The organism is Brumimicrobium oceani, from assembly GCF_003143775.1.
GTDB lineage: Bacteria > Bacteroidota > Bacteroidia > Flavobacteriales_D > Crocinitomicaceae > Brumimicrobium > Brumimicrobium oceani.
The window spans coordinates 18324-36724 of record NZ_QFRJ01000011.1 but is presented as its reverse complement, the minus strand read 5'-3'; the positions used below and the strand labels follow the sequence as shown (position 1 = coordinate 36724).

The following is an 18401-nucleotide window of genomic DNA, read 5'->3' as shown; positions in this document are numbered from 1 at the left end:
GCTCTAGTTTTTATTGGTTAAGTTCTTCAATTCTAAAATCAGCTCTTGCTGCAAACGAATGGTTTCTTGTTGTTGTTCAAGCAGTTTTTGCTGTTCATTTAAAACAACTTCTTGCTTTTCAACTTTGTCATTGATTTCCAATAAATAAAGCGTCAACTCTTCAATTTTCTCCATTGAAGTTTTTGCCGCTTCTCCTAAATTTACTCCGTCTCTTTCAATTTCATTGGCTGAAGGCACATTTGGTAAATGCTTATATTTAAGTAGAAAAGACCTTAATTCATTTAAAGGCATTAACTTGTAATCCTTTTCAAATACATAATCTGGCCAAGTATCTAAATCTACTTTTATTTCTCTGGCACGGAGGAGACCGTCGTTGTTGAGTTGTAATAGTTTCTCACCAGACTCATCTTTAACCATGATTAGGTGGTCAAAATAAGTAGTGTTTGACCCATTACTATATATATAATTCTCAATATACAAACCTGATTTTTCAATATATTCTTCACCAACTTTCACTCCTTTTGTAAAACGTCCCGCACCTCTAACATCAAGCTTAGTCATAGGCAATTCAGTTCCGATTCCTACCCAGGCAGAACATTCTGAGCCCGTGTAAAGAATAGATTTAGTTCCTTGGATTCTAGGTGCCCAGCTAGCGTAAGTTCCTGCAACTATAGTTGTAGTGCCCGTCTCGCCATTGAAAGTAATTTGATCTTGAATGTCGTAACAATCTTCCCAAGACATAAAAGTGTTCAATTCTTTCATTTTAACAGAGGTCGACTTTCCGGTTTTATCGATCATTAAAAATCTGTTCACAGGATTTTGCAAATCCTCATATCCTTTAAATATAATATCACCAGTTAATTGGATGTCGCCTTCCACATCTAAAGCTGTTTGGGGATTATCGACTCCGATACCCACATTTCCGTTTTCGCTTATCCTCATTCGTTCCAAATCATTGGAACGTAAAATCAAACTTGAGGCATTGGTGGTTCCAATAAATGCCGTAGAGTCGGCAGTATTTCCTTGGGTTTTCCAATCGGTGCCTTGTTGGGCATAAAGAATAGAAGAAGTTAGCAATAACATAACGCTGAAAATTGCTTTACTGAGCGCAGTGTGGCTTAGCGAATTGTTGGTTGGTTGGTTGGTTGGTTGGTGCAGATTCGCGCACAATTAATTGTTCCTTTTTCATAGATAGCGTTTTTAAGTTTCCTCTAAATTAGGGTAAAGAAATTGAAGTGCCAAATTTTTTTGGGTTTTGGGTAGTTGGCCTAGTAGTTAATCTCATACACCTTTTGTTCTCCCTCTTGTAAATAAATGGTATCGTAAAATATTTCTGTAATTCCTGATCGGGTGACTTCCCATTTGTAATATTGTTCCCCCATAGGAACTTCCGAATATCCGTTTGATTCCCAAAAAGCACATCCATTATGTTCCCAAGGATAATTGAAATCAAAATTCCCTATTTGATTACCTTGAAACAGTAGCATTTCATCGCTTGGTCCCTGACAATTGATGTTATCAATTTTAAGTTTTATATAAGCACATTCTGCATATTTAAAATCAACCATATTACTCTTATCATGATTCAAATAATGCTGCACTAGACCTCCATAGCAAATATTCTCAGGTTCACTCACTCCTAAGATATACCTTCTGTTCCTATTCATTTTTAAATTAAACGAGGCCTTTCCGTTATCATCTAAAAAGCCTTCTGCAACAATTTTTGATTTCGTTTCATAAAAGGGTGTCCATGTTTCTGAAACAGCGTATTCTTGACCTGCATAGGCTGTGCCATCACCAGTTATGTAGTCTTGCGCTTGGATGACTACGGATGTCTTCTTTTTGCATGAGGTTGCAAAGAAGAGTATTAGGACGATATAAAGTAAATGTTTCATTTAGTATTCAATTAAATAGGCCAAAGAATCATTTTCAGTAATTGTAAAGTTATCAATTCCTGTAGTTGTGCCACTCTGTCTTTCGACCATCCATTCAATAGTGTAATTTCCTACAGGTCTACTATTGTAAGATACTGCATTTGAATAGTTAATGCATCCTTCCAAGAACTTATTTTCTTGCCAATTATAATTTGCGTCAATATATCCTTTATATATATATATATCTGGATCATCAGTATAATAATATTTGAATCTAAACTTGTCGTCTGGTCCTTCGCAATTGGTATTTACCCTTGGCAAATTTATATAACCGCAAGCTAAATATTCAAAATCAACCATATTACTCTTCTCGTGTTCCAAATAATGCTGAACAAGACCGCCATAACAAATGTTATCTGGTTCACTCACACCCAAAACATACTTTCTATTATTCTTCATTTTCAAATTAAACGAGGCCTTTCCGTTATCATCTAAAAAACCTGTGGCGACAATTTTAGATTTTGTTTCAAAAAAAGGTGTCCATGATTCTGAAACTGCATATTCTCGCCCTGCATAGGCTGTGCCATCACCAGTTATGTAGTCTTGCACTTGAATGACTACGGATGTCTTTTTCTTGCAGGAAGTTGCAAACAAAAATATTAAAGCGATATAAATTAAATATTTCATTTAGTATTCAATTAAGTAGCTCGTGGAATCATTTTCTGTAATTGTAAAGTTATCAATTCCAGTAGTTGTGCCACTTGTTCTTTTGACTTCCCATTCTACTGTATAATTTCCCACTGGCCTTTGGTTATATATATAGATACCTGAATAATCTTGGCAACCCTTAATAAAATCTTCTGGATCCCAAACTCCATTATATAAAAACCCTTTGTATATATATATATCTGGATTTGATGAAACGTAATATTTATACCTAAACTCGTCATTAGCATCTTCACAATTTATATTATTGCTTTTAATATCCAAATATCCACAATGTGTATATTCAAAAATCACCAAATTATTTTTTTCATGATCCAAATAATGCTGCACAAGACCACCATAACAAATATTATCTGGCTGACTTACTCCCATGACATATTTTCTATTATTCTTCATTTTCAAATTAAACGAGGCCTTTCCGTTATCATCTAAAAAACCTGTGGCCACAATTTTAGATTTTGTTTCTTGAAAAGGTGTCCATGATTCAGAGACGGCATATTCTTGACCTGCATAGGCTGAGCCATCACCAGTAATATAGTCTTGCGCTTGTATGACTACTGATGTCTTTTTCTTGCATGAAGCTGCAAAGAAGAGTATTAGGACGATGTAAATTGTTTTCTTCATTTAGTAATCTATTTGAAAAACAGAACTGTCGCCAGCAACTAAAGTGAAGTTTTCAGAATGATAAGTAGTTGTAGCATTTTTTGTGACTTCCCAGTCATATCTGTAATTTCCTGCAGGAAGTTCAAAATAATTTCCTTCAAAATTAAAACAACCTAGCTTAACTATTTGTGTTCCCTCATTATTTCCTGTTAACCATATTCTTTTATATTTCACCTCATCATTAGGTCCATTACAATTAATGTTGTGCACGTTAAATTTTAAATATGAACATTGTGCATATTTAAAAATTACCGTATTATTCTTGTCATGGTCTAAATAGTGCTGAATAAGGCCTCCATCACAAATATTATCTGGCTGACTTACACCTAGAACATACTTGCGGTTATTCTTCATTTTTAAATTAAACGACGCTTTTCCATTGGCATCTAAAAATCCTGTGGCTACAATTTTAGATTTTGTTTCTTGAAAAGGTGTCCATGACTCCGCAACAGCGTATTCTTGTCCTGCATAGGCCGCGCCGTCACTGGTAATGTCTTGTGCTTGGATAACGACAGCTGTCTTTTTCTTGCATGAGGTTGCAAAGAAGAGTATTAGGACGATGTAAAGTAAATGTTTCATTTAGTAATCAAATATATACGTTGTTGTATCATTTTCAGTAACCGTAAAGTAATCAATACCTGTAGTTGTGCCGCTTTGTCTTATAACTCTCCACTCAAAAGTGTAGTTTCCAACGGGTATTAGATTATAACCACCAGGAAAAGAAGTACATCCCTCAACAAAAGTAATTTCTGACCAATCGGGATAACCTCCAGCTCCTCTATATTTATATATCTCAGGATTTTCTGTGTAATAATATTTATACTGCATTTTATCATCAACTCCTTCACAGTTAATATTATTTGTTGGAACTATAACCTTACCACAAGTTAAATAATCAAAAACAACCAAATTATTCTTCTCATGATCCAAATAATGCTGAACAAGACCGCCGTAACAAATATTATCAGGCTCACTAACACCCATTACATATTTGCGGTTATTCTTAATTTTTAGATTAAACGACGCTTTTCCATTGGCATCTAAAAATCCTGTGGCTACAATTTTAGATTTCGTTTCTTGAAACGGTGTCCATGACTCCGAAACAGCATATTCTTGACCTGCATAGGCCGTGCCATCGCCGGTAATGTAATCCTGTGCTTGTATGACTACTGATGTCTCTTTTTTGCATGAGGCTGCAAAAAAGAATAAGAGACTTATAAAAATTAAATTTTTCATTAGTGTATTATTAATTTTGTTGTTTGCATTTCTTTTACTGTTTTATAAACGACAAGGTACAAGCCATTTTTAAGTGATAGGTCAAGTTTTGTTTGGTATTGGTTGACAGCTTGCTGATAATATAGTTTACCTTCTAATCCATAAACGTATAAAGCTCCTTTAGGGTTTGCTTGGTTGACATCAAAAATAAAATTACCCGAGTTGGGATTTGGAATCAACTTGATTTGTAACTCCTCAATAATACTTGGTTTTTCAGTGTGCGTTTTTGTTGTGTTTTCATTGTCATCGTCGGAGGAGTCAGAAGTGCCAGATTTAGCGTTATTTGCATAGCATTCACTTGGGCCATCTATAAATGCGTGAAATGTACTACCCGCTTTAGCATGAAAGCCATTTTTGATCAAAACAGATTTCCCTCCATAGACGGTAATATTCCCCGTTTGCTCAATGATAAAAATAGGTGCGTATCGAATGGATTCTTGCATTATTCTGTTATTGCTTTTCATCTTTATTTTCTCTATTGAAACAATAAAACAAGAAACATTACTGAAGTCATAAAAACTATAATATCGAGTTGATTTATTTCTCAATAGTTAATCTCGTACATCCTTTGTTCTCCTTCTTGTAAATAAATAGTGTCATAATATGTCGATGTATTACCTGAACGAGTAACTTCCCAGCGGTAGTACTGCTCTCCCATTGGAACAGTTGAGTACCCGTTTGATTCCCAATAGACACATCCATCATGCTGCCAACCGAAATCACCGTCTATTGAGCCTATTTGATTCTTTCGATAGAGAACAAACTTATCGCTTAGTCCTTGACAATTCACGTTATCAATTTTAAGTTTTATATAAGCACATTCTGCATATTCAAAAATTACATTATTATTTTTTTCATGATCTAAATAGTGCTGCACAAGACCGCCATAGCAAATATTATCGGGTTCACTTACTCCCAAGACATATTTTCTATTATTCTTCATTTTTAAATTAAACGAAGCTTTTCCATTGGCATCTAAAAATCCTGTGGCTACAATTTTAGATTTTGTTTCTTGAAAAGGTGTCCATGACTCCGCAACAGCGTATTCTTGTCCTGCATAGGCTGCGCCGTCACTGGTAATGTCTTGTGCTTGGATAACGACAGCTGTCTTTTTCTTGCAGGAAGTCGCAAACAAAAATATTATAGCGATATAAATTAAATGTTTCATTAGTTAATTATTAATTTTGTTGTTTTCATTTCTGTTCCTGTTTGATACATGACAAGGTACAAGCCATTTTTAAGTGATATGTTAAGTTTTGTTTGTGGTTGGTTTACAGCTTGCTGATAGTACAATTTGCCATCTAAACCATAAACGTATAAAGTTCCTTTAGGGTTTGCTTGATTGACTTCAAAAGTAAAATTACCCGAGTTGGGGTTGGGAATCAACTTAATTTGTAAATCCTGACTAATACTTGGTTTTTCCGTATGGGTTTTTGTTGTATTTTCATTGTCATCGTCAGAGGAGTCAGAAGAACCAGATTTAGCATAATCTCCATAACATTCACTTGGCCCAGCTATAAATGCATGAAAAGTACTGCCTGGTTTCGCATGAAAGCCACTTTTGATCAAAACAGACTGCCCGCCATAGACGGTAATATTCCCCGTTTGTTCAATAATGTAATCTCCTGGATCTGTTTTTGGAGTCACTTTATTTCCTATAATGACTTGGTCACGCGATTTATACCAAGCCTTATACTCATAACTTGAATTCTGAACGTGGTTTTCGCCAATTACTTTATTTTGAAGGGGTACAATATGTCCTTCCACTTCATCATTTAAAAAATCGCGTAACTGATTGAAGTAGGACTGATCGCCATTCAAATAATCATTTAAGGTATTGCCCATAACGATGTGGTCCCAGTTAAAATCATCTGCATAAACTGCTTCAAATGGTGTGATATCAAAGTGGTCTGTAGGGTGACCGAGGTGCGGATAACCAAAAAGGTCTGACTTATCTTGTGATGGGTCATAATTATACTTTTGATACATGAGCCCCTCATCCTGCAAATTAAAATAGAGATCATTATGCTCCCAAATTGTAGGGTTAATTGCCAAAGCTGAAACTAAAGGCATAAAACTCGTTTCTTTTTTATAATGTCGGGTGCCAAAGCCTGCCCCACCTAATCTCAGAATAGTAACTGCCCCTCCAGTCGCACCATCGTAGAACATTGTTTTATAACCACCTTGTGCCATATCCCATTCGTAATGTTCTTGAAAATTATATAATTTCCTTATGTAAATTGGAACACCAAAAAAAAGATAGAAATCGTTTCTTTTAAAACTTGGTTGAGGACTACTACTTGAATATTTCGAGGCAAATAGACTTCTGTTTACAAAGCCATATTTAAATCCTAAGTAAGGAACATAAAATATATCAGGCGCATGCTGTCTAAACAGCTTTTTACCAGGATTAAGGCCCCATTTTGTATTGTAGTCATCTTTATAACTTCCCATCGAAACAGCAATGTTCCTAGAAAAAGAAGGAAATGTTTTCCTTGTATCTGTTGAATTGGTATACGCATGCTGGAAGTTGTTTTTAAGTTCATTCTGGTAATTTACTGCTGCTTGATCTGGATGTGGAATCAAATCTTTAGAAAACCAACCTGAACTAGATAGCTCACTGCTATTATAAATACTATATAGCCCCATATCGCGTGAAGCAGCATCAATCAAACTATTATTCGCAACCGCAGCCATAACATTGGTGTTTTTAAATGCTTTATAGGTCGCCTGCGTGAATAGTGGAATATTTGCACCATGATGTGGAGAATCAAAAGGAATATATAACTTGGTATGGTGATGCATGCCACCGTATTCCATGTGGTCTTTTTCTAATTTCATCAAGGCATATCTCGCTTTTTGCCCTCCCATGCTGTAGCCAATTACAACATTCTCCCAATCTTCATTTGGATAATTATTTTTCTTTAAGATATTAATATGCTTAATTAATTCAGCCAATTCACTACCCGCAACTTCCAAGGATTGATTTCCAGGTTTGTCCTTGATAAAAATCACATCATATCCCAAAGCAACATAACTGTCAAACACTCCGCCAACATTAAATTGATTCCAGTATTTATTCAGTGAAAACTTTTGTATTGGAGGGCGATACGCACAAGAAATAATAATAGGTCTTCTTATTTTACCATTGTTTCCGCAGCCATACTTTATTCCAACGTCATATTCTAGATTATTCCCACTTAAAAAACTCACGCCCTCCATAGTATCATCCCATTTGTCACTTTTTCCTCTTGTAGGCAATTGATTGCTTTTTGTTGTTAAGTAAAACTGTATTGTATCTTGATAGATGTTATTATTCAATTCATAAATAATAAAAGCGCTGGCTACTGTTGAATCTTTGGACCTATTATAAGATATTAGTGGATTACTTGTTCCAAAATCTTGAAAACCATTGCCATCATCTACGTCTATTTTGATAGATTGTAAAACTATATCATCACTTTTAATTATAAATGAAGAATCATATTTTAAGTACCCCGTAGGGTATCCGTTGTCAGGATAAAATTCTAAAATTGCTGCACTTTTTATCAATTTTTTAGAATACAATGTATTTTGTGGCACATTTGATATTGCTTGGCCATCAACAATATTCAAATTTCCATTGGACCAGTTAACTGTATCAATCATGTTTATGTTTTGTATGACAAGTCCAAATGGTTGGGTGAGATCATTATAATTTAATTCATGATATATGAAAAAATCATTGATACGTAAAGCCATATTACTAATTGTAGGCATCAAAGTTGTATCGTAGCAAGATAAAGCCAAATCCGAATAAATAAGCAACCAATCCTCTGTTGACATTATTTGACTATTATCACCTCCAATTTGTCGATATAGCGCAGGCAGGGACGAAACCGATCTGTTCAATAAAGCAGAATCATAATATTGTGGATCTAACTGCCAATAAATATAATTCCCCATTTCAATCTCATTAGAGAAGATTAAGGTATCTTGCTGGCTATTTGCTTCTCCTTGGATAAAAACAAGCAAAAGCAATCCTAAAATTAACTTTTTCATAGCTCTAGTTTTTATTGGTTAAGTTCTTCAATTCTAAAATCAATTCTTGCTGCAAACGAATGGTTTCTTTTTGCTGTTCTAGCAATTTCGATTGTTCATTTAAAACAACTTCTTGCTTTTCAACTTTATCATTAATTTCCAATAAATAAAGCGTCAATTCTTCAATTTTTTCCATTGAAGTTTTTGCTGCTTCTCCTAAATTTAAGCCGTTGGTTTCAACTTTTTGCGCGGAAGGAACATTGGGTAAGTGTCCGTTTTCTTCAATGAAGGATTTCACCTTATTTAAAGGCATTAGATTATAATCTTCTTCAAAAACATAATCAGGCCAAGCCTCTAAATCTACTTTTATTTCTCTGGCGCGGAGGAGTCCGTCGTTGTTGAGTTGTAGAAGTTTTCCGCCAGACTCATCCTTAACCATGATTAGGTGGTCAAAATAAGTAGTGTTTGACCCATTACTGTTTATATAATTCTCAATATACAAACCTGATTTTTCAATATGTTGTTCGCCAATTTTCACTCCTTTTGTAAAGCGACCCGCCCCTATAACATCAAGTTTTGTCATAGGTAAATCAGTACCAATACCTACCCAAGCAGAACATTCTGAGCCTGTGTAAAGAATAGATTTAGTTCCTTGAATTCTGGGTGCCCAACTAGCGTAAGTTCCTGCAACTATAGTTGTAGTGCCCGTCTCACCATTGAAAGTAATTTGGTCTTGAATGTCGTAACAATCTTCCCAAGACATAAAGGCTTTCATTTCTTTCATTTTAACTGAGGTCGACTTCCCGGTTTTATCAATCATTAAAAACCTATTGTAGGGTTCCTGTAAATCCTCATACCCTTTAAATATAATATCACCCGTTAATTGAATATCTCCTTCAACATCTAATGCCGTTTGAGGATCATCTACTCCAATACCCACATTTCCGCTTTCGCTTATCCTCATTCGCTCAACATCGTTGGAACGCAAAATCAAACTTGAGGCATTGGTGGTTCCAATAAATGCCGTAGAGTCGGCAGTATTTCCTTGGGTTTTCCAATCAGTGCCTTGTTGTGCAAAAAGAATAGAAGATGTTAGCAATAACATAATGCTGAAAATTGCTTTAGTGGGCGCAGTTTTGCTTAGCGCATTGTTGGTTGGTTGGTTGGTTGGTTGGTGCAGATTCGTGCACAATTACTTGTTCCTTTTTCATAAGTAGAGTTTTTTAGTTTGCTCTAAATTAGGGTAAAGAAATTAAAGTGCCAAATTTTTTTGGGTTTTGGGTAGGGTCCTTTAGGCTATAAGATCGGCTTACGGCTTACGGCTTAAAGCTTAAAATTAATTTCATTACCAAAATCACTAATCTCTGAGTTATATTTTTTGTTAGTAAGTGTTGCACTGATTTCGCTGATGTGACAGACTTGTTATCTAGAATAATGAGTTGAATGTATAATTAATATCCTCCCTCTGTATCTCCCTCCAAAGGGAGGGTTGCTTCGAGCTAACACTGGAATTAATTAAAATAGAATCCAAAATCTATAATTTCCGAGTTAGAATTTTTGCTAGCAAGCGCAAAGCAGCTAACGAGAATTATAATTTAAAATTTATTTCTTTGGATAACTTTAATTCCTCAGGCTCCACCTTCGGCGTATAACCAAACAAACGCATAAATTTAATCGCTTTAGCAACTCTATCTGGCACATCACTGTCCCAAGTTTCATCTTCTTCTTGACGTGTTATTTTAGCCAAAACATCATCTGCTTTGATGTTCAATAAACTAAAATCAAATTCTGTAAGGGCTTCAATTTTGTCATTGTCTTTCATGTAGGTCAATAGTCCTTGCAAATGCTTTGCGACAACAACATCTTTAAATTCGTATAATTCGCCATTGTTATAATTGATGGCTGGATAAATGTACATTTTTGCATTTCTACCAAATCCTTTCCCGAATGCCTCTAATATTCCTCCGTTTAAATGCTTGTAGTAAGATTCGTCAAAGATGTTGTGGACATTGTAGATTCCTAGAATAACCCCCATTTTATATCCTCTGGTGATGTCGCTAAGGTAATCTACCATTTCATAATAACGCAAGTAATTTGAAATCATAACGGTGTACCCCAAAGCGCCCAAAAGCTCTGCTCTGTCCACGAAATCTTTATCCGAAATTTGTCCGCCAGAGGTTAAATCTCTTAACGTTAATTCAAAAACTTCTCTTACGTCTTTCTTTTCAACGCCTTCTTCCTCGTAGAATTTCCCTCTGGCGCTGTTCAACATGTCGATACTTACCTTTGTCACGGGTCTGAATCGTCCACGCATCAAAAGAATGTTCTTTTTATAAAGTTTACTAGCAGGTTGAAGCACTTTTCCTGTTTGATCAAACATTGTTGCTTCTGTAATTCCTCTTTTTACCAAGTTTAAAGCTAAAATTCTATTGTCGATGTGCTCAAAGTCTGGACCTTCAACATGCAACATGTCAATTTCTATTCTGTCTTTTGGTAAGTGATGCACCAAGCTGTTGATGAAATAATCCAACTCTCCAGTGGCATGAAAATAAGCGGCATAAATTAAATTTACTCCTAAAATACCTAAAGCTTCTTGCTGTGCCGTATTGGTTTGGTCGTGCATTTTAACATGCAAGATAATGTTGTTTGGTTTTGTATTTGGATTAATTTGAAATCGCAATCCTACCCAACCTTGACCTTGATTGGTTTTGTGGTAATTTAATGATTCAACGGTATTACAAAAAGTAAAGAAACGTGTATGTTCTTTTCGTGAATCTAAGCTAGATGTTACCATTTCATACTCTTTTTTGAGCATGGTAATTAATCTTTCTTCACAAACATAGCGTTTCGCTTTTCCGTAGATGCTGTCTGATATTTTCATATCATAAGCCGAACTCGCAAAAGCAATAGTTCCAGAACTTCCTCCGGCCCTAAAGAAATTTGCTGCAACCTCTTGTCCTGCACCAATTTCAGAGAATGATCCGTAGATACCTGAGTTGAGATTTATCTTTAATGCTTTTTCTTCTGTTGTGAGTCTTCTACGGTCTTCCATGAGTGAATTTAATTAGTAGCAAATAAACTAAAATTAAGGCGCATTTCATAGGTGAATAATGAATAAATAATTAAAAGTTCGGCCAATCTAAGTCGTGATTATTTAAAAAAATAGATTCCTCGTCGTTTCATTTTGTCGGGATGACAGGGTTTCTGTGTTCGGGTTGGGTGTTTTTTTGCTGAAGAGGCACAATGCATTGTGCCTCCACATCAAAAAAACACCCCACATCAAAAAAATCAAGGTGCGCCAGGATCCGAGAAATCAGAATTATTCAAAAACTCATAATCTGTAAGTGTTTTCAAAAAGGATTTAATCAAAGCATGTTCTTGTGCATCTAGTTGAACTCCACCTTGATGTGCAAATTCTATCATTGGGTCTATGGTTGAACTTTCTGTAATTCCAAAAGAATAGTGATTAATCACTTCATCTAAAGTAGAAAACCTACCGTCGTGCATATAAGGTGCTGTAAATTCAATGTTTCTCAAACTCGGAACTTTAAATTTCCCTTTATCGTTGGGATTATTGGTAACTTTCATTCTTCCAATATCGGGGAAGTTGTCATCTAATCCATTGTTTGAAAATAGTCCTTGAACTTCCATTAAAGGACCATCGTGACAGTGTAAGCAGTCACCACCCGTTAAGCTAAAGAACAAATCCATTCCTGCCCATTCTTCATTGGTGATTTGCGTGTATAAATTTTGCTCAAAGGCGTTTAAGGGCAAGTTATTTCTGTATTTGTACATCACATCATATTTCGATTGACTAGAAATAAGCGTTCTTAAAAATTGAGAAATGGCTTTGGAAATATGCGTTGAATCGAAATCTACAACTTTAAAAACACGATAAAATTCATTTTGATATTCCTCTACTGCATTTAATTTTTGTGCCGCAGCGTCCCAGCTTTGATTCATTTCTAATGGATCTCTCACTGGATGTAAAACTTGTTCTTCCAAGGTTTCTGATCGGCCATCCCAAAAATAAGCACTTTGCCAACCCAAATTTACAAGCGACATAGATTGTCGAAATCCAACAGTTCCATTAACCCCAACAGAAAATTGATTGGGATCAGAAAACCCTTTGCTTTGGTTATGACATGAAGCGCAAGAAATAGAATTGTCCAAACTTAAACGAGTATCGTAGAATAATTTCCGACCCAACTCAACCCCTTCCACAGACATTGGATTGTCCTCTGGAATAGGCATCGCAGGAAAATGACTTGGAATTTCAAGCGGGTAAGGAGTTATAGACATATCAACTTCATTCTTCTTACAAGAAAAGAACAAGATTGAAATTAATATGAATATTATCCTTTGTTTCATTTTAATACTATTTCTAATGTTTTCCTACTAATTAGACCTAAACATTATAGACTCAACGCTTTTACGAAATTATCAATAAACTTTTCACTCAAAGCTATTTGCCCTGGATTTGTGTGCGAAATACGCTCCGTTTTGATGTCAATATCTTCTGTTTCTCCGTCAAAAATTTTATATAAATCAAGATTCAAATTTAACTCAAAAAGCTGACTGTTTACTTTCGACCAATCTAGTCCTTGAAAATTAAAAGTTCTCAATAAATCATCGTTTCCAATGTGATAAGCAAAGTTCGTCATTCCGCTACCATCTTGCATTACTGAGGTGTCGGCTTTTCCTTCTAACATTACAAAAATATAACCAGGATTCCATCCCCAATGCATGTCTCCAGAATTCAAAATAAACAAAGGGTCATCTGCTTCTCGTGCAGAAGGGTCTTCATGGTTTTGAGTGGAATCTACTCCGATATTTACACTGAAAGAAGTGAAATCAGTATAATTTCCAACACCTTCCCAAAGTAGTTTTTTGTTGTCTTCGAATTTGTAAATAGCAGATTCAAAAAGCTGTTTTCCATCATTTTTAAAATTCGTCATGATGAAGTTCAGTTTCGTAAATTCGATGGTATAGCCTTCTTGTGTGGTGTAATTTTGATTGAATTCCATTGGAACACCGTTGTAATTTGGAATAATGTTTACTCGCGCTTTTAGTTCCAGTTCTTCGGGATCAACTTCGTGGGGTTGTTTATTGTTGCAGGAATAGAAAACACATGCAAATATTAAAAGAAGAAAGAGCGGGATATTTTTCATAATTTAGTTTTCATCTAAATTAAATGTTTTTTTTGAGAGAATCAAAATGTTTTTTTGTACTACCGCAAAAAGAACTGTTTTTAATTTTGATGTGTTTCCGCCCAGACACTACTTATATATTTTATCATAACTATTTCGAAGAATTAGAATTTTACACAGGATTTATTTCTCTAACATTTTTCTATATTTTCTTTTTACAGATTTAGAGTTTTTGAGACATTCAATAAGTGAAGTAAAAATTTCCTTTTTCATTTCGCCCCAAATTTCATAATCGGCATTTTCAATGGGATAAATTTCTTTTAAAAATGCTGTTTTGTAACTCTCAATTTGGTGACCATAAATATGAGTTTTGAAATCGAAGGTTTTTCCGCATTTTGTTATTTCGATTTTATTTGAAATAACAAAACAATTTAGATTTATTGAGGGAAGTTCAATGCATCCATTATCAATTTCTTCTTTTTGTGGAATTGAATCTTTCCTTGTCGGAAGTGATGCTAAAATATTTTGTTCATTTTGATTTTTTAAAACAACAAAATATTTGGGTTTTGCAGTATTTCCATTTTTGAAATAAAAAGGGTCAAAGTAAATTATGATGCCTTCTTTAAACATCTAATTTGATTCTATAAAATCTAGATAAATATCTTTCTTTCTTTCGTCATGATTGATTAAAGAAGACATATCAATTAATATTTCTGTATTATTAATCACCTCTTTTTCCAATAAGTCTAAAACGGAATTTTCTTTAGCTGTTTTGTGCCATGGTGAATTCGCACGATGTGTATAATAAACCAATTCTTTGGTTGTTTTATTTCCAAATTCACCAATCACGAATTCTAACAAATCAATATCATTATCTGAAAATTCGTCATCATTAAATTTCACTAATGGTTCAATCATCGTAGTGCCCTCTTCAGATGTTCTTTTGATATAGTTTTTTAATAGCGTTACCTCTGAGGAAAGGTCAATGAAAATCTCTTCGGAGACTGGGCCAAATTTCCAAACTTTATATTTCAGATTAAAAAATGGAATTCCACTCTTTTTTATTGATAATTCATCTAAAATATAAATCAGTTTCAGTGCTTTAGTTTTAGATAAACCACTAATTCTCTCAGAAAAATAAATGATTGAGTTACCAACTTTGTCTATCTGCTCGTTAGATAATTTTATGTAAGACAGCTTTTGCATAATGTAAAAATACAAAAAAATAAATTAATAATAATGCGAGTAAATTAGGTCTAGTTTCAGCAATTAAATTCAAACCTAAAAGGATGAAAGTGGGAAATTTTTAATTACACCCAAAGGTTTAACAATTCCGCTACTTGAAAATTCTTATTTTTAAGCAATACTTCAAAAAGTCGCAAAAACGATTAATTAAAATTTCTTTTGAGAATGCAAAACGAAACAATAAAACCCTTAACAATCTACAGCGCTTCTGCGGGAAGTGGAAAAACCTTTTCTTTGGTTCAGAATTACCTAAAATTGACTTTGGGAGATCATGTTTCGCAGAAGAATTTCGGGAAAATATTGGCAATGACTTTCACCAATAAAGCAGCTTGGGAAATGAAAGAGCGTGTTATTCAGGCTTTGGATTGGTTGGCTTATCCTGAAAGGGAAAGTGAAAAGGAAACCAAAAAAGCGAAAATGCTAATGTCGGCAACGCAAAATACAACAGGATTGCAGCCACAAATAATTCAGGAGCGTTCGAAAAGGGTTTTGTCTGAGATTTTACATAATTATGAAGACTTTAACATCCTCACAATTGATAAATTTAGTTTGCGCTTAATTCGAACTTTTAGTCGAGATTTAGATTTGCAAGAAGATTTTGAAGTGACTTTGGATCAGGATGTTTTGCTTGAACAAGTGATCGATGAATTGATGTCTAAATTAGGAAAACCGAATGAAGAAAAGGTGACCAATTTAGCATTGAATTATGCGAAAAGTAATGCGGATGAAGGAGATAAATGGAATTTTAGAGGTAGTTTAATCGAATTTAGTAAAGTCTTGACCAATGAAAAAGACCAAGACTATATTCAGGAATTGTTGAAGAAAGATTTCAACGAAGAAACCTATTCAGAAATAAAAGATGAGCTAAAAGATTTGGGCGATCAGCATTTGAAAAAGTGCATGGAGATTTATCAATATTTCCAAACCTTGGGTACTTCAGAAGGCGATTATCCTGGGAAGTCTCGCGGAATTCATCCCCTATTAGAAAGTTTACCTTCTAGAAATTTAAGCGAGGTAAAACCACCTTCAACAGCGATTCAGAAAACACTGAGTGGAGAAAGCGTGAAAGGAACGCACAATGTAGACGAGCAATTGATGCGCATGATGGAAGAGCTTTTCGCAATGGAAAGCAAACTTTCTGAGCGGGTTTATACGCTAATGAAAATCAAATCGAATTTCTATAATTTGGCGTTGTTAAAGTACATTTCGAAGGAATTAACGATTTTCAAAGAGAAGAAAAACATCATCGGGATTTTTGAATTTGGTCAGCGCATTGCCGAGTTACTGAAAAAGGAAAATGCACCTTACATTTATGAAAGATTAGGAAATCGCTACAATCATTATTTGCTGGATGAATTTCAAGATACGAGCCGATTACAATGGGTGAATTTAATTCCTTTGGTGCACGAATCGATTTCTAACAATTACGAAAACCTCATTGTTGGAGATCCAAAACAGGCCATTTATAGATTTAGAAATGGTTTAGTTGAACAATTTGTGAAGCTTCCAGAAATTTATAATCCGGAAAATGACACCAGTTTCGCGCAGCTTTCAAATTATTTCCTTCAAATGGGAAAGAAAGTTCCTTTGGAAGATAATTACCGTTCTCGAAAGAATATTGTAGAGTTTAACAATACTTTTTTCAAAAGAATGTTGGAACAAATGCCCGCTCATTTTGAAGAATACTATGAAGACATTCGCCAAAACCCGAAAGGAGCAGATGGAGGATTTGTTTCGATAAATTTAGTGGATAAAAAAACGGATAAAGATGATATAATAGAATTAGAACAGGCTTTTCTGTTGGAAAAAGTTGAAAAATGTATTGAGGACGGATTTGATCCTGGAGATATTTGTGTGCTTACCAGAGGAAAAAAGGAGGGGAGACGCTATGCGAAAGACCTCATTGAAGCAGGGAAAGGCTATAAAATTGTGAGTTCTGACAGCTTATTGGTTTCTTCGGACGCATCAGTAGGTTTTTGCATTGATTATTTGAATTTGAGAAGGAATAGTGGAAATAAAACCACTCAAATCAAATTTGCAACCACATTTTACCGCATTCAAAAGAAAGATCCGATTGTAGAATTAAATAACTTTTGGAAAGACGATAAAGTAGGAAGTTTTGATTTTTTAGCCTTCGTAAAGCAAGAATTTGAAACCATGGAAAATCTCTTTTTTCCTTATGAAAATCTTTACGGTTTAGGGGAAAGTTTTATTGCATTGACCGATTTAAGCGAATTGCGAAATCCTTATTTGCATCATTTGTTGGAATTGTTCCAAAACTATGATTTAAAATACGGCCCAGATATTCGTGGATTTATTGATGAATGGAATGCAAAATTGAGGAAAAGCACCATTCAAATGCCAGAGAATAAAGATGCAATAAAAATAATGACCATTCACAAATCTAAAGGATTAGAATTCCCTGTGGTTATTATTCCAAACCTAAGTTGGGCACTAAAAACAAGTTGGGGAAGTCATTTTGTGGAAGCAGAAAAAGATGTGGTTTTGTATTCTAAATTGAGTAAAACCAACGTTCCAGATTATATGATGAGCGCTTTTAAATTGGAATACAACCAATTGCTTTTAGATGAATTGAATATTCTGTATGTCGCATTTACCCGACCAAGTGAGCGTTTGTATGTCATGGCGGAAACCAAGCAACCCTCTGCTAAAGACGGATTTTTCACGCAGATTAATCAGCCACTTTCCTTGTCGGTTGAAACATGGAATGACGAACAAGTCACAGAAAAAACGGAAGAAGTAATCAAATTTGGTATGGAAGAAAAGCAAGTAAAGGAAATTTCTAAAAATGGAGAAGAAGAAACGAATTTCATCCCGAAAGATTTAAGTGATTTCTTGTGGTTTCCAGAATTGACCTTACAAGATGAAGAGGCTTTAGAAAATGAGGTCTTTAACGAGGAACAGCAGTTTGGAAACGAATTGCACTTGGTTTTGTCTGAAATTAGAAAGGATAACCCAATTGATGAGGTGATTTCAAAACTAAAAATGGAGGGGTTAATTGAAGCTAAATTCGAAGCGGAAATCAAGAAAACTGCGATTGCAACTTACAAACTTTTGGAAGATCAAAACTTCGCAAAGAATGCTGATGAAATTTTAGATGAACAAGATATACTCATCAGTGAAACAGAGGCAAAGCGGCCAGATAAAATTTTCATCACAGGAAATAAAGCCGTGGTTGTGGATTTCAAAACAGGAGAGCCATTGCAAAAACATAATTCACAGGTTTTTGCTTACTGCAAGCAATTGAGCGATATGGGATTTGAAGAGACGGAAGGGTATTTGTTGTATACACGGAGTTTGGAGTTGAAAAAGGTGAAGTGATTTTTGATTATAAAACTCGCTATCGGCTTAACATTCAATATTTAAAGCAGTTGTTGACAAAAGTCAACGCCTTGGATTTAAATATTAAACGCGCCTTGCTATCAAG

The 18401-nt window shown here is 34.8% G+C and carries 16 protein-coding genes; 1 reads left to right on the top strand and 15 read right to left on the bottom strand.

Annotated elements, in window-relative coordinates; all coding sequences use genetic code 11:
* Positions 1-3: 3 nt before the first annotated feature.
* From DIT68_RS12595 to DIT68_RS12525, 15 genes are all read right to left on the bottom strand, one after another.
* Positions 4-1083, bottom strand: coding sequence for a hypothetical protein (locus DIT68_RS12595; RefSeq protein WP_109360170.1), 1080 nt, complete (start codon positions 1081-1083; stop codon positions 4-6).
* 185 nt (positions 1084-1268) lie between these two features.
* Entirely contained in the window at positions 1269-1895 is a 627-nt protein-coding gene (locus DIT68_RS12590) for a hypothetical protein (RefSeq protein ID WP_109360169.1), read from the bottom strand.
* A complete protein-coding gene (locus DIT68_RS12585; RefSeq protein WP_109360168.1) occupies positions 1896-2561 on the bottom strand; it encodes a hypothetical protein in 666 nt (221 codons plus the stop codon). It abuts the gene before it with no gap.
* Complete coding sequence (locus tag DIT68_RS12580) at positions 2562-3224, bottom strand: hypothetical protein (RefSeq protein WP_109360167.1); 663 nt, start codon at positions 3222-3224, stop codon at positions 2562-2564.
* Positions 3225-3842 (bottom strand): hypothetical protein, encoded by a 618-nt coding sequence (locus tag DIT68_RS12575; RefSeq protein WP_109360166.1) that lies wholly within the window; start codon positions 3840-3842, stop codon positions 3225-3227.
* The gene (locus DIT68_RS12570; RefSeq protein ID WP_109360165.1) at positions 3843-4499 is read right to left on the bottom strand and encodes a hypothetical protein; all 657 of its coding nucleotides are present in this window, start codon (positions 4497-4499) and stop codon (positions 3843-3845) included.
* Entirely contained in the window at positions 4499-5002 is a 504-nt protein-coding gene (locus DIT68_RS12565; RefSeq protein ID WP_109360164.1) for a T9SS type A sorting domain-containing protein, read from the bottom strand. Before DIT68_RS12565 ends, DIT68_RS12570 begins: the two co-directional genes overlap by 1 nt.
* An 80-nt stretch (positions 5003-5082) precedes the next feature.
* On the bottom strand, positions 5083-5706 hold the full coding sequence (locus DIT68_RS12560) for a hypothetical protein (RefSeq protein ID WP_109360163.1): 624 nt from the start codon (positions 5704-5706) through the stop codon (positions 5083-5085).
* Positions 5706-8579, bottom strand: coding sequence for a T9SS type A sorting domain-containing protein (locus tag DIT68_RS12555; protein WP_109360162.1), 2874 nt, complete (start codon positions 8577-8579; stop codon positions 5706-5708). Before DIT68_RS12555 ends, DIT68_RS12560 begins: the two co-directional genes overlap by 1 nt.
* A gap of 4 nt (positions 8580-8583) precedes the next feature.
* Positions 8584-9663: a hypothetical protein gene (locus tag DIT68_RS12550; protein ID WP_109360161.1), complete on the bottom strand. Its 1080-nt coding sequence runs from the start codon at positions 9661-9663 to the stop codon at positions 8584-8586.
* Positions 9664-10146: 483 nt separating this feature from the next.
* Positions 10147-11610: a nicotinate-nucleotide adenylyltransferase gene (locus DIT68_RS12545; protein WP_109360160.1), complete on the bottom strand. Its 1464-nt coding sequence runs from the start codon at positions 11608-11610 to the stop codon at positions 10147-10149.
* Positions 11611-11846: 236 nt separating this feature from the next.
* Entirely contained in the window at positions 11847-12929 is a 1083-nt protein-coding gene (locus tag DIT68_RS12540) for a cytochrome-c peroxidase (protein WP_199223422.1), read from the bottom strand.
* 44 nt (positions 12930-12973) lie between these two features.
* Complete coding sequence (locus DIT68_RS12535) at positions 12974-13729, bottom strand: MbnP family protein (RefSeq protein ID WP_109360158.1); 756 nt, start codon at positions 13727-13729, stop codon at positions 12974-12976.
* Between the two features lie 162 nt (positions 13730-13891).
* Positions 13892-14338 (bottom strand): hypothetical protein, encoded by a 447-nt coding sequence (locus DIT68_RS12530; protein WP_109360157.1) that lies wholly within the window; start codon positions 14336-14338, stop codon positions 13892-13894.
* A complete protein-coding gene (locus tag DIT68_RS12525; protein ID WP_109360156.1) occupies positions 14339-14914 on the bottom strand; it encodes a Panacea domain-containing protein in 576 nt (191 codons plus the stop codon).
* Positions 14915-15118: 204 nt separating this feature from the next.
* On the opposite strand from DIT68_RS12525, the gene DIT68_RS12520 reads away from it, so the two are divergent.
* A complete protein-coding gene (locus tag DIT68_RS12520) occupies positions 15119-18295 on the top strand; it encodes a UvrD-helicase domain-containing protein (protein WP_109360155.1) in 3177 nt (1058 codons plus the stop codon).
* Positions 18296-18401 lie beyond the last annotated feature (106 nt).